13 protein-coding genes are annotated in these 12,807 nt (G+C 62.2%); 5 read left to right on the top strand and 8 right to left on the bottom strand.

Going from position 1 to position 12,807, the window contains the following annotated elements; all coding sequences use genetic code 11:
- Positions 1–188: 188 nt before the first annotated feature.
- Positions 189–1,487: an MATE family efflux transporter gene (locus LVD11_RS13505; RefSeq protein WP_237059877.1), complete on the top strand. Its 1,299-nt coding sequence runs from the start codon at positions 189–191 to the stop codon at positions 1,485–1,487.
- A gap of 85 nt (positions 1,488–1,572) precedes the next feature.
- Positions 1,573–2,232, top strand: a complete 660-nt coding sequence (locus LVD11_RS13500; protein WP_237059875.1) for a hypothetical protein — start codon at positions 1,573–1,575, stop codon at positions 2,230–2,232.
- Between the two features lie 107 nt (positions 2,233–2,339).
- Here the strand turns inward: LVD11_RS13500 and LVD11_RS13495 are convergent, their stop codons facing one another.
- The 3 genes from LVD11_RS13495 to LVD11_RS13485 are packed head-to-tail and all read right to left on the bottom strand — an operon-like array spanning position 2,340 to position 5,525.
- The gene (locus LVD11_RS13495) at positions 2,340–3,119 is read right to left on the bottom strand and encodes a hypothetical protein (RefSeq protein WP_237059873.1); all 780 of its coding nucleotides are present in this window, start codon (positions 3,117–3,119) and stop codon (positions 2,340–2,342) included.
- 51 nt (positions 3,120–3,170) lie between these two features.
- Positions 3,171–3,431 carry a YheV family putative zinc ribbon protein gene (locus LVD11_RS13490; RefSeq protein WP_237059871.1) on the bottom strand — a complete coding sequence of 87 codons (261 nt, stop codon included), beginning with the start codon at positions 3,429–3,431 and terminating at the stop codon, positions 3,171–3,173.
- A gap of 54 nt (positions 3,432–3,485) precedes the next feature.
- Positions 3,486–5,525 (bottom strand): M3 family metallopeptidase, encoded by a 2,040-nt coding sequence (locus LVD11_RS13485; protein ID WP_237059869.1) that lies wholly within the window; start codon positions 5,523–5,525, stop codon positions 3,486–3,488.
- Between the two features lie 124 nt (positions 5,526–5,649).
- Here LVD11_RS13485 and LVD11_RS13480 point away from each other — a divergent pair, with 124 nt between their 5' ends.
- Positions 5,650–6,207 (top strand): gamma carbonic anhydrase family protein, encoded by a 558-nt coding sequence (locus LVD11_RS13480; RefSeq protein ID WP_237059868.1) that lies wholly within the window; start codon positions 5,650–5,652, stop codon positions 6,205–6,207.
- 345 nt (positions 6,208–6,552) lie between these two features.
- On the opposite strand, the gene LVD11_RS13475 is transcribed toward LVD11_RS13480, so the two are convergent.
- Positions 6,553–7,524 (bottom strand): LysR substrate-binding domain-containing protein, encoded by a 972-nt coding sequence (locus tag LVD11_RS13475; RefSeq protein ID WP_237059867.1) that lies wholly within the window; start codon positions 7,522–7,524, stop codon positions 6,553–6,555.
- Between the two features lie 184 nt (positions 7,525–7,708).
- Between LVD11_RS13475 and LVD11_RS13470 the strand changes: the two genes are divergently transcribed.
- Together LVD11_RS13470 and LVD11_RS13465 are read left to right on the top strand one after the other, a co-directional pair.
- Entirely contained in the window at positions 7,709–8,950 is a 1,242-nt protein-coding gene (locus LVD11_RS13470; protein WP_237059866.1) for a Zn-dependent hydrolase, read from the top strand.
- Between the two features lie 146 nt (positions 8,951–9,096).
- Positions 9,097–10,008, top strand: coding sequence for a dimethylarginine dimethylaminohydrolase family protein (locus LVD11_RS13465; RefSeq protein ID WP_237059865.1), 912 nt, complete (start codon positions 9,097–9,099; stop codon positions 10,006–10,008).
- A gap of 69 nt (positions 10,009–10,077) precedes the next feature.
- Here LVD11_RS13465 and LVD11_RS13460 read toward each other — a convergent pair whose 3' ends face one another.
- From LVD11_RS13460 to hemF, 4 genes are read right to left on the bottom strand one after another with little or no spacing between them, the layout of a single operon-like run.
- Positions 10,078–10,479, bottom strand: coding sequence for a hypothetical protein (locus LVD11_RS13460; RefSeq protein WP_237059864.1), 402 nt, complete (start codon positions 10,477–10,479; stop codon positions 10,078–10,080).
- 53 nt (positions 10,480–10,532) lie between these two features.
- Positions 10,533–11,351 (bottom strand): shikimate dehydrogenase, encoded by an 819-nt coding sequence (aroE, locus tag LVD11_RS13455; protein WP_237059965.1) that lies wholly within the window; start codon positions 11,349–11,351, stop codon positions 10,533–10,535.
- A gap of 40 nt (positions 11,352–11,391) precedes the next feature.
- Positions 11,392–11,823 carry a DUF6841 family protein gene (locus tag LVD11_RS13450; protein ID WP_237059863.1) on the bottom strand — a complete coding sequence of 144 codons (432 nt, stop codon included), beginning with the start codon at positions 11,821–11,823 and terminating at the stop codon, positions 11,392–11,394.
- Between the two features lie 36 nt (positions 11,824–11,859).
- Positions 11,860–12,780, bottom strand: a complete 921-nt coding sequence (hemF, locus tag LVD11_RS13445; RefSeq protein WP_237059862.1) for an oxygen-dependent coproporphyrinogen oxidase — start codon at positions 12,778–12,780, stop codon at positions 11,860–11,862.
- Positions 12,781–12,807 lie beyond the last annotated feature (27 nt).

Here is a 12,807-nt window from a genome sequence, read left to right as displayed (position 1 = left end):
CCGGGACAGGCCGGCGGGCCCGCCCCTGCGGAGACCGTGCGGCCTCTTCACAGACGGGCAGCACCACAACAAAAGGAACACATCGCCGGCAAAAAGTCAATGAATCCGCCAACTTAAGTCTCGAGGTAATGAAGCAGTCACGACCCCCGCAATCTCCCGGCCGGCGCGTATGGAAGCTGGCGTGGCCGATGATACTCAGCAATATTTCTGTGCCCCTGCTGGGCGCGGTGGATACCGCCATACTCGGGCACCTGCCCTCCGCCACCTACCTGTCCGGGGTGGCCGTGGGTGCGAGCGTGATGTCGATGCTCCTGTGGGCCTTTGGGTTCCTGCGCATGGGAACAACCGGACTGGTGGCCAGGGCGGCTGGCAGCGCCGATGGCGGGGTCGGCTGGCTGCTGCGGGCGCTATGGATGGCGGCGATTCTCGGCATCGCCCTGCTGACACTGGCCTCGCCCTTGCTTGGCATCATTGTGCAGTGGATGAATGCCAGCGCTGCGGCGGCACCACAGGCACAGGCCTACCTGCAGATCCGCCTGTTCAGCGCCCCCCTGGCACTGGCCAACTTCGCCCTGCTGGGATTCTTCATCGGCCGCCAGAACAGCCGCGCGCCCCTGCTGATCCTGCTCGCCGCCAACCTGCTCAACATAATGCTGGATGTGATTTTTATCATCGGCCTCGGGTGGGGGGCCCGCGGTGCCGCACTGGCGACAGTTTGTGCCGACTTCTGTGCATTTTGCTTCGGGATTTTTCTCCTGCGCGGCCTGGGGAATGATGTTTACCGGCAAATTGCCCGACGGCTCCGGGATGCGCACCTGTATCCCTGGAAGGATCGCGGTCCCTGGGGCGAGCTGCTGCGGATCAACGGCGACCTGTTTGTACGCACCTGCCTGCTGTTGCTGACACTGACCTTTTTTACCGCCCAGGGCGCAGCCCAGGGCGACGCCGTGCTGGCAGCCAATGCCATCCTGCTGCAATTGCTGATGATGACCTCCTACGCCCTGGATGGGTTTGCCCATGCGACAGAATCCCTGGTGGGGGATGCGATTGGCCGTCGCTCACAATCCATGTTGCAGGGCACGGTCCGTAGCGCTGGCCTATGGGCACTGGGAAGCGCCCTGCTGATCACTGCCATCCTGGTACCCGGACGGGAATGGATCCTGCCGCTGTTTACTGATCTGGAGGCAGTGTTGGCCGAGGCGCGTGATGTTTATCCCTGGCTCTGTACGCTGCCGCTGCTGGCGGTCTGGTGCTATTTGCTCGATGGGGTCTTTATCGGGGCGGGCCGCAGCCGGGAGATGCGCAATACGATGTTTGTGGCCACCGTACTCATTTTCTTTCCGGCGTGGTGGCTGACACGGTCCTGGGGCAACCATGGCGTATGGTTCAGCCTTTTTTTGTGGATCAGTGCTCGCTCTGTGAGTCTGCTGGCCTACTACCGCTACTACACTCAAAACAATTCGTGGATCACTGAGGGCAACCGATAGCAGATCTTTTTTGCACTACACCTTGTCAGTTGCTATATAACAGGCAAATTAAAAAATATTTAACTACACAGCAAAGCGGGTTCCGATGTACAACCAATACCGCCAGATGCAGCGGACTATCGACCTGGCCGTTATGCGCGAACGCGAGCAGGGTGAATTCCGCCGCAGCGTGTACCAGCAGTTGCCCGGTTTGCACCGCAGCGTCCAGTTGCCCGAAGGGGACAGCGCCCTGCATTTAACCTGCTTTGCGATACGCTATGTGAGGAGTGTGCCGCCGTGGTTGCACCAGCTACAGCACCAGCTGGTTGCCGCAGATATTGATTTCTCGCCCGTTCAGGCGATGATTGACCGCTGCCTGGCGCGGATGAGCGGGGAATCCGGTGAGCGCCCGCGACTCCAGGCCCTGGTCCCCGAAGCTTACCTGTCTCACCGGGTTATGGAGGAGATAAACGACAGGTTGCAGCCGTTATGCGGAACACCGCTGCTGCCTATGGACCCGATGCTGGCAAATCTTGTCATACGCGGGCTGCTGGACGAAAAAGACTGTGAAAGCATGGATTCCGCGAGTAATCGCCTGGGCCATGCCTTTATGGATCTTGAACTCGACAGTGAGAAAATGGTTGCGCTGATCCTGTGTCGCCAGCGCCTTTTGAATAACCCCGGTGAGTGGCCGGATTTCGCGCGCAGCCTGCAGTTCAGCCTTCTGGCTCCCGACAGCGTGATAAGTAACGATACCGTTCACTAGAACGGATCCTGTACTTTTCAGGAAATTGGATTTTCAAAAACAATAATTCTCCAGGATGGAAGCATCGAGCAGGTAGAAGAATAATCGCTGTGCCTGCTCACTATTTTTTATTGCTGCCGCTGTAACACCTGTTTCCAATTTGCGTAGAATTCGCCCTCGCCCTGGAATACAGCATTGTTCAACTGGTCTACTTCACTGCGCAACCCGCGATCGTAAAAAAAGAGGCCGCCCGCGCGCAATGACCACCCCCTGGGGTTATCTGCAAGCAGTTCGTAGTAGCTTCTCACCCGCTCGATATGTGCCAGCACCTGCTTCAGGGAAAAGTTTCCACCTCGATAGTAATCGAGTACCTCCGTGTTTATCTGTTCCTCTGCAAGGCGCTGCATGTCTGCAGACAACCCGGAATCCCCGGCCAGCTGGGCGATATCCCGTTGCATATCCGCCAGATAACGGTCTGCGGCCCTGGCCGCGACCTCCAGCGATGCCAGGTTACGACGAAGAACCCGCATAGCCCGCCGGTTACCCAGCAGGCGATTATCCCCGACCGGTAGCTCGGCAAAGCCCCCCAGAGGCCGGAAGATGGTGCGATGCTGGTTATTGCTATGCTCGGTGAATTTTTCACAGATGGCGATTGCCGCGTGCCACTCTGGATAATTCTCTATGTTCCCCAGCTGCTGGGGTAAGGCGGCGACGTTTTCGCGGAGGCGTTCCGCCTCTTGCAGGTAAAACGCCGGTTTGCGCCGCCAGTCGTTTACCTGCAGGCGAAACAGTGACAACAGGCTTTCATTGACGCAACGTGACAGCAATTGTGCTGTCTGCTGTCGATGCTCTTCGCGCACTTCGCGGTAATGGCCAATAACGTTAAAGGCAATAATGCCGGCGAGCAAAAGCCCACCGCAAGCAACGGTTTTTTTCACAAGTATTATTATCAGTGATGATTATTTTTTCTTTGGTGGCTGGATGATTTTTACCGGCGCCTCGCGCTCTGCATCGGGAGCCCGATGCACCCGTGTGTCCGGGATACGCGGTGTGGACTGCAGGCGAATTTCGTCTTTGAATCCGCACTCTACACATTCGCGGTAATTGCGATCCCCCTCGCGAAAGTTGACGATCCTGTCCATAGCGCTACAGCGCGGGCAGACCGCACCGGCAATAAAACGTTTTTTGCCGGGCTGCTTCCCGCCGTCTTCTGTACTCATATTACTTTTCCCGATACTGCCTTTGCTTCGGTTGAATTTTGACTGGCGGCGATATCACGCGGTTTCAGCGGTGGAATCGATGCCGGAGTGGCGCAGCAGCGCATCTATCCTGGGCTCGCGTCCACGGAATTCCGTGAACAGGTCAAGTGCATCACGGCTACCGCCTTGCTCCAGGATACTACGCAGGAAGTGTTGCCCGGTATCGCGGTCGAAGATGCCGTTCTCCTCAAACAGGGAAAACGCATCCGCCGACAGCACCTCAGCCCACTTGTAGCTGTAGTAGCCCGCAGCGTAGCCGCCAGCAAAAATATGGCTGAAGCTGTGTTGGAAACGATTGTCGGTGATCACGGGCACCACCGCCACCCGTGCACGCACTTCATCCAGCAACCTCTGTATTTCCTGTGCAGTAGAACCGTCAGGGCGGCTGTGAAGCAGGAAATCAAACAATGCAAATTCCAGCTGACGTACAGTAAACATGGCAGACTGAAAGTTTCTTGCTGCCAGCATTTTATCCTGCAGCGCCTGCGGCAGGGCTGCGCCGGTTTTGTAGTGGCCGGAAATCATGGGAATCGCCTCGGGCTCCCAGCACCAGTTTTCCAGGAACTGGCTGGGCAACTCGACCGCATCCCACGCGACGCCATTGATACCGGAGACCGCCGCCACATCCACCTGGGTCAACATATGGTGCAGACCATGCCCGAATTCGTGGAACAGGGTAGTGACCTCGTTATGGGTCAACAGGGAGGGCGTGTCGCCGGTGGCGGGGCTGAAGTTGCATACCAGGTAGGCCACCGGTAGCTGCAGCCCCTTCGCGCCCTGCCGGCGAGTGGTGACCGTATCCATCCAGGCACCACCGCGTTTGCGCTCGCGCGCAAATGGGTCCAGGTAAAAGCCGGCAATACGCTCGCCGTCCCGCAACAGCCAGAAGAACTGGACGTCGCGGTGCCATACCGGCACGGATGTGTCCTCTTCCACGGAAACAGCAAACAGTTTTTCCACTACCGCGAACAGCCCCTCCAGCACCCGGGGGAACGGGAAGTAGGGCCGCAGGGCCTCCTGGCTGACGGCGTACCTGCTCTGCTTCAGTTTTTCCGCCGCCCAGGGGACATCCCAGGGATGCAGGTGCTCGAGGTCCAGGTTTTTGCGCGCGTATTCCTGCAATTCGGAAAATTCCCGCTCAGCGGCAGGCCGGGCGCGGGCGGCCAGATCCTCGAGGAAACGGGTGACGGTTTCCACATCCGGTGCCATCTTACGGGCTATGGACAGCTCAGCATAATTGTTGAAGCCGAGTAATTGCGCCTGTTCCGCACGCAGCGCCAGGATTTCTTCCATCACCGCGGAATTGTCGAATGTGCCACCCTGAGGGCCGACGTCGGAGGCGCGGCTCACGAAGGCGCGATAGACGCGCTCACGCAGGTCGCGATTGTCGGCATGGGTCATTACGGCCAGGTAACAGGGGCCATCGAGGGTAATGGTCCAGCCCTCCTGGTCGCGGTTGCGGGCTGCCTCTTCCGCCGCAGCGATCGCGGTGGCGGGCAGGCCGGCCAGCTCTTCGACATCGCCGGTGTGATAGGTCCAGGCGTTGGTGGCATCGAGTACGTTGTTGGCGAAGCGGCTGGACAGTTCTGCCAGCCGCCGCTTGTCGGCAGCGAAGCGCTCGCGCTCCTCGCCATCCAGGGCAACGCCACCCAGGCGGAAGTCCCGCAGGCCCAGCCGGATCATCTGCCGACGGGCCGGGGGCCACTGCTCAAATTCGGTGCTGTCGGCGATATCCCGATAGACCTCGTACAGCTCCCGGTTCTGGCCCTGCTCGGTGGAGTAAGCGGTCACTTCTGCCAGGGCCGCCTCGTAGGGGGCACGCCAGTCGCCGCTCAACACGCTGTTGAGGTGGCTGACCGGGGAAAAGGCCCGGCTCAGGCGGTCCTCGGCCTCCTCCAGCGGGGCCAGGGTCGTGTCCCAGCCCGGCTGGCGCAGGCCAGCGCGCAGGGTTTTCCGGCAGTCATCGATGAGCTCCCGGACCGCGGGCTCCGCGTGCTCCGGCTGAAGACGGTCAAAGGGCGGCAGGAAGGCGTTTTCTGACAGCGGATTGGACATGAAGAACCCTGTTTTCTTACATCGGTGCAACAATTGGTTGGGCAGGACCACGGCTGCAGCGCCGGCAGGTCCGCGGTTGCCCCAGCCTGCTATGATAGCGGACCCATTGTACAGGAGGAGAGGTATGTCCCCATTGCGCGCCCATGGTGACGGCGAGACGGAAAAGTCACCACAGCTCGGCAACGGCGTTTTCATCGACCCGCAATCGGCGGTGATTGGCGACGTCACACTCGGGGATGACTGCTCCGTCTGGCCCATGGCCGTGGTCCGTGGTGATATGCACCGGATCCGCATCGGCGCACGCACCAGCGTGCAGGACGGCGCGGTACTGCATATCACCCATGCCGGTCCCTTCAATGAGGCCGGCTGGCCGCTGGACATCGGCGAGGATGTCACCATTGGCCACAAGGCCTGCCTGCATGGTTGTACCGTGGGTAACCGCGTGCTGATTGGTATCGGGGCGATCGTCCTCGATGGCGCCGTGATCGAAGACGAGGTGGTACTGGCTGCGGGCGCGCTCGTGCCCCCGGGGAAAAAGCTCGAGAGCGGCTACCTCTACGTCGGCGCTCCCTGTAAGCAGGCCCGGCCCCTGACCGACAGCGAGCGGGAGTTCTTCCGCTATTCGGCGGGCAATTACGTCAAGTTGAAAAACCAGTACCTGACCGAGCACGCGCAGCCCTGAATCCCACGCATACACACGCGCAGCGACGCCGGTGGCGGGACCGATGACGTCCAGCCAGTCGGTGGATGGGGTTCCACCCACCGGCCACCGACACGGTTTTTTTATGGTTGCCCTCCTGCCCGGCTGTTTACCGCGGCCCGGGCCGCAACCGCGGGTAGCCCGGGGGGCGGGCGGGGCGCCAAAGTCAATCAGAGTCTCAGCAGCACAGTCACCTGACAAGCGGACAATTTGCGCAAATCCCAACCCTTTTCGAATTGTTATTCAGTCTGTGGGCTTGCCGTGCGGGTCACCATCACCCATTCAGGTGATCAATCCGGGCGGAACGGGCGATGCCGCAGGGTCCGGTCAACTGGCGCCGGGAGCCCCCGCTCCCACTGCCATCAGTTCGTGCTGCAGGGCCCGGGCGTCGGTGGACAGCGCTGCACCGCGACTCTCCAGCCAACGGAAAATCAGGCCCAATACCAGGCGCGTGCGGGCATTCAATACGCTGCTATGGTCGCTCACCAGATAGAGTGACTGGCCGATGGTGAAGGGGCGCTCGATCACCGTGGCCAGGCGTCCGCTTTTCAGGTCCTCACTGACCTCGAGCCGGTCTGCCAGTGCTGCCCCCATCCCCAGTCGTGCCGCCTCAATCGCCTGGTAGGCATAATCCACCGCCATGCCGCCGGCGGTGGGCACATAGTCCACACCCTGGGCGGTAAACCAGTCGGGCCACTGCTGCTGTCGATCGTGCAGCAGTGGCAGTGCAAGGAGATCCCGCGGCCGCGCCAGTTTCGCTGCCCGGGCCTGCAGTAACTGCGGGCTGGCCACCGGCAGGTAGTGTTCCTGGTACAGGGGGCATATCTCCCGCCCCGCCGCTTCCGGCTCCCCCAGGCAGATGGCGATATCCGCCTCGCCCGGCAGACGCCGCTGGCGCGGCTCGATCGTCGTCAGCCGCAGGCGGATCTCCGGATAGCGCGCCTGTACGTCGCGGAGGATTCGCAACAGCCAGCGCACGGCGATGGTGGCGGTGGTGGCGATTACCACCTCGCCGGAGAGGCTCTGTGGATCCAGGTACAACAGGCCCTTCTCCAGCCGGCCGAAAGCCTCACTGACCACCCGGTGCAGTCGCCGGCCCGCAGCGGTCAGCTCCAGCCGGTTGCCCGTGCGCAGGAACAACGGCGTACCGAGGCGCTCCTCGAGGTCCCGGATCTGCCGGCTGAGGGCCGGGTGGGAAACGTGCAGTTCCTCGGCCGCGCGACGCATATGGCAGTGGCGGCCCACCGCGTGGAAGCTGCGCAGGGAGGTGAGGGAGAGGTTTCTGAGTGCGGTGGCCATGGAGTTTTCCGGTGAAAGTCTGAGGGGCGGCTCACTTACTCCGGTGCTTTTAGGGCACCAGGCTGGCAATTTAAAGTTAATTGTACTAACGAATGCAAACCATACACTGGCATAAAACCGCCGGGGCGCGGACCGGCTCCCTGCCCCGGAGCCCAGACAATAAATCCACCAACGGGATATCCCCATGACAGAGACCAGCAAGATCCGCGTGGACGGGCAGCGGCTGTGGGATTCGCTGATGGCCATGGCCGCCATCGGCGCCACCAAAAAGGGCGGCTGCAACCGGCAGGCCCTCACCGACCTGGACCGCCAGGGCCGCGACCTGTTCGTGCAATGGTGCCAGGACGCCGGCTGCTCGATTGATATCGACACCATGGGCAATATTTTCGCCCGCCGTCCCGGGCGCAACCCGGACCTGCCGCCGGTGCTTACCGGTTCCCACCTGGACACCCAGCCCACCGGGGGCAAGTTCGATGGTGTCTACGGCGTGCTTGCCGGCCTCGAGGTGGTGCGCGCACTGAACGATGCCGGCGTTGAGACCGAAGCCCCGCTGGAAGTGGCGGTATGGACCAACGAGGAAGGTGCGCGCTTTTCCCCGGCGATGATCGGTTCCGGGGTCTGGAGCGGCAATTTCGAGCAGGACTATGCCTACGCCCGCACCGACAAGGAAGGAAAGACCTTCGGCGCCGAGCTGGAGCGTATCGGCTACCGCGGCGAAACCCCGGCCCGTGCGCGTCCACTCACCGCCGCGTTCGAAGTCCATATCGAACAGGGCCCGATCCTCGAGGCCGAGGAAAAGCAGGTGGGCGTACTGTCCGGGGTGCAGGGCATGTACTGGTATGACCTGACCCTCACGGGCCAGCCCTGCCACGCCGGCCCCAGCCCGATGGAGGGGCGCCGCGACCCGTTTATGGCACTGCACCGCATCCTCGACCGCCTGTACCGCCTGGCGGAAGAGTATGGACCCTGGGCCCGCGCCACTTTTGGCGATATCCGCGCCGAACCCGGCAGCCGCAACACCGTGCCGGAGCGGCTGGTTCTGGCGGTGGACCTGCGCCACCCGGAGCAGGAGGTACTCGACACCATCGATCGCCGCTTTCGCGAAATTGCCGCCGAGATCGCTGCCGATACCGGCGTTGAAGCGGACATTCGTGATGAATGGCGCTCCCCGGCCGTGGCCTTCGATGCCCGCTGTGTGGAGGCCGTGCGCGCCTCGGTGACGGAACTCGGCTACAGCAACAAGGAGATGGTATCCGGTGCCGGCCACGACTCGGTGTATATCTCCCGGGTGGCCCCCACCGGCATGATCTTCGTGCCCTGCGAGAAAGGCCTGTCCCACAATGAGGCGGAGAACGCCGAACCGGCAGACCTGGAAGCCGGCGCCAATGTACTGCTGCACGCCATGCTGAAAATGGCGAACGGCTGATCAGCGGTAAGAACAAGGTCTCTTCACGTGCAGTGAAGACCCCAATGGAGGGCACCGCTCGCGAGGGGTGCCTGGAATAAGGCCGCCGGGAGGGGCATCAAGACCACCCGGGCCCAGCCCAAAGTTTTTAAGAGTCCGAGACAACAATGACCGAATTCACCTACAAACACCGCAACGACAACGGCAATACCACGCCCCTGGGCCGCTGGGGTATCGACTCCGAGTACGGACTACTCACCGACCTGCTCGTCGGGCCCATCGACCACTACACCTGGCAGACCGGCAACGCCGCGTCGCGCCGCTCCCTGCGCCTGGGTCGCAAGTTTGACGCCTCTGTGGCCAGGCACCAGTACCAGGAAATGCTCGATGCCTACCGGCACGCCGGTGTGAGCACTCACCTGCTGCCTGCAGATGAAAACCTGCCGTACCAGCTGTATGCCCGCGACTCCTCCGTGATGACCCCCTGGGGCCCGATCGTGACGCAGATGTACAGTCCCTGGCGTCGCGGTGAATGGGTCGACGTGGTCAAGACCTACCAGCAGCTGGACATCCCCATCTACGACATCATCACCGCCGGCAGCCTCGAGGGTGGCGACTTTATGGTGCTGGAACCCGGGGTCATCCTGTGCGGCTACAGCGGCGAGCGCACCTCCCCACAGGGCTTCAACCAGATGAAAAGCTGGATCGAGAAGGAAGGCTGGGAAGTGAAGGGCTACGAGTTTGACCCCTACTTCCTGCATATCGACGTCCTTGTAGCCGCGCTGGCGGAGAAGCTGGTGGCGGTATGTGTGGACGCGGTGGAGCCGGAACTGGTGCAGTGGTTCAAGTCGCGTAACTTCGAGATCATCGATATCTCCTATCCGCAGGTGATGGAACTGGGCGTGAATGTGGTCGCACTGGGCAACGACCGGGTGATGCTGCCGGCCGACAACACCGAGCTGAAGGAAAAGTGCCGTGCCCGCGGCCTGGAAGTGATCGACCCGGACATCTCCATGATCACTGCCGGCGGCGGTGGCGTGCACTGCATGTGCCAGCCACTGGCGCGCAAGCCGGGATAACAGCACCCGCGGCGCACAACAAAAAAGGCGGCCAGTGGCCGCCTTTTTTGCTTGTTTCTTCCCTGTCGCTTACTTGCCCTGGGCCCGCATCAGGCCCGAGGCACCGATGCCGCCCAGGGCACAGGCGATAATGATCACCAGCGGTGTCAGCGCCCCCAGGTGCATGGCACCGAAGCCATAGCCGCGCATGGGCAACAGCAGGAACAGCAGGATGCCGGCGGGAATCAGCGACAGGAAGAATCCCCGTGCCATCCAGGACCGCTGCCAGGGCAGCAGGAAAATCAGGCCGCAGATGCCACCCCAGACAATGCGCTGGTAGAGGTAGGCATTGGACAGGTAGGGGGCGATGTCGACGCCGACCCAGCGGGTGAAACCGTGGTAACCCATGGCCCACAGGCCCAGGGCATAGCACAGGCCGCCGAAAGCACCGGCAGCAAAACAGAAAGACAGGTTTCTCAGGAATTCGCGCACGTTTACCTCACACTGACGCTGTTTATTGTTCTTCCAATCCTGAAGCGCCGTGTTCAAAGCCCGCCGCGCAGGCGCGCCAACACCGGTTCCACTTCGGGATACACGCCCCGCCACAGCCAGAATGACTCCGCCGCCTGGCCCACCAGCATCCCCAGGCCGTCGGCGGTCTCGGCGCCCCGCTCCGCCGCCCAGCGCATAAAGGCCGTCGGCTCCGGGCCGTAAACCATGTCGTAGGCCCGGCAACCCGGAGCCAGGATACTGGCGGGGATAGCGGGCGCCTCGTCACTGAGACTGGCGGAGCTGGCGTTGATCACCAGGTCATACTGGCCGGGGATATCCTCCAGGCCTCCGCCACTTACAGGTCCCATACCGGCAAAGGACTCCGCCAGCTGCAGGGCCTTCCCCGGGGTGCGGTTGGCAATATGCAGCGCGGCCGGCGCTTCCTGCAGCAGTGGCAGTATCGCTCCCCGCCCCGCGCCGCCGGCACCCAGCAACAGGATTCGTTGCCCGCGGGGCGGCCAGCCCAGCCGCAGCAGGTCCGCCACGAGGCCGGCGCCGTCGGTATTGTCGCCGAGAATCGAGCCATCGCTCTCGCGCTTGAGCGTATTGACCGCCCCGGCGGCCCGCGCCCGCTCCGTCAGCCGGTCGGCAAAGTCGCAGGCAGCCAGCTTGAAGGGCACGGTGACATTCAGGCCGCAGCCGCCAGCGGCAAAGAAGTGCCGGGCAAAGTCCACAAAACCACCGGGTTCAGCCAGCTCCCGGCGGTAATCGATATCCTGGCCGGTCTGGGCAGCGAAGGCGGTATGGATTTCCGGCGAGCGGGAATGCCCGATGGGATTGCCGACAACGGCGTATCTATCTGTCACGACCATTTCCATTGATTTTGCCCGGTCCAGCACCGGGCGCCGGCGCTCAGGGCTGGCGCAGCGCCGCGCGAATCTTGCGGGTTTCATCCACGGCGATCAGGCCATCGATCCGGAGGAAGCCGTCGCACTCGCCCACCAGGTAACGGGTGGTGGCGCTGTACACCGGCTGGCGCTCGCCATTGCCCGCCCGCAGCAGGATCCAGTTCAGCGAAACCTGTGCACTGTTCTCGTTCAGTTCGTTGATCCCGGCAATGGTGCCGACAATCTGCTCGACACCCAGCCGCCGGTAGATCGCCAGCAGGCGCGCCACCAGCCGCTCAAACTGGGGCCGGTCCACCGCCGCCTTGCCGCCGCTCTCGCTGTAATAGTGCAATGGAAAACGGTAAAAATCCGCGACCTGCTCGGCATCACCGCTTTCGAAGGTCCGGCGGTACTCCAGAAACAGTCTGTTGATCTCCTGTTCGCGCGCCTTATCCAATGCCGGTTACTCCGCTATTGCCATGCCACACATCGATCAGACCCAGTCCCGCGCCGGCAGGAAGTCCGTGTACAGCCGCGCCTCCGCGGAACCGGGCTCCGGCTGCCAGTCATACTGCCAGCGCACCAACGGCGGCAGGGACATCAGGATTGACTCGGTACGGCCGCCACTCTGCAACCCGAACAGGGTGCCCCGGTCAAACACCAGGTTGAATTCCACATAGCGACCGCGCCGGTAGAGCTGGAAATCCCGCTCCTGCTCGCCGTAGCTGGTGTCCTTGCGCCGTTGCAGGATGGGCAGGTAGGCGTCCAGATAACTGTCGCCCACCGCCCGCATCAGCGCAAAGCTGTTGTCGAAGCCGCCCTCATTGAAATCGTCGAAAAACAGGCCGCCCACCCCGCGCGCCTCATCCCGGTGCTTGAGGTAGAAGTAGTCATCACACCACTTCTTGAAGCGCGGATAGATGTCCTCGCCGAAAGGCTGACAGGCGTTCTTTGCCGTCTGATGCCAGTGCACTACATCCTGTTCGACCCCGTAATAGGGGGTCAGGTCGTAACCGCCACCAAACCACCATACCGGCTCGGCCCCGGGCTTCTCGGCGACAAACAGGCGCACATTCGCATGGCTGGTGGGTACATGGGGGTTGCGGGGATGGATCACCAGCGAGACGCCCATCGCCTCGAACGAGCGGCCGGCCAGTTCCGGCCGGTTGGCCGTGGCCGAGGGCGGCAGGCCATCGCCGAACACATGGGAAAAATTGACACCACCCTTCTCGATCACGGCACCCTCCTCGAGTACACGGGTACGGCCACCGCCGCCACCGGGTCGCTCCCAGCTGTCCTCGCGGAAGTCGCTGCCGTCCTCGGCCGCCAGTGCAGTACAGATGCGCTCCTGCAATTCGAGCAGGTAGTTTTTCACCGCCGCGATATCCGGTGCGGTGGAAGGGGTATTGCTCATGTTCGGAAATTCGCTGTGTGGAATTTG

Origin of the sequence: Microbulbifer sediminum (assembly GCF_021729035.1) — a bacterium.
GTDB lineage: Bacteria > Pseudomonadota > Gammaproteobacteria > Pseudomonadales > Cellvibrionaceae > Microbulbifer > Microbulbifer sediminum.
This window is presented reverse-complemented; position numbering and strand designations above follow the sequence as displayed.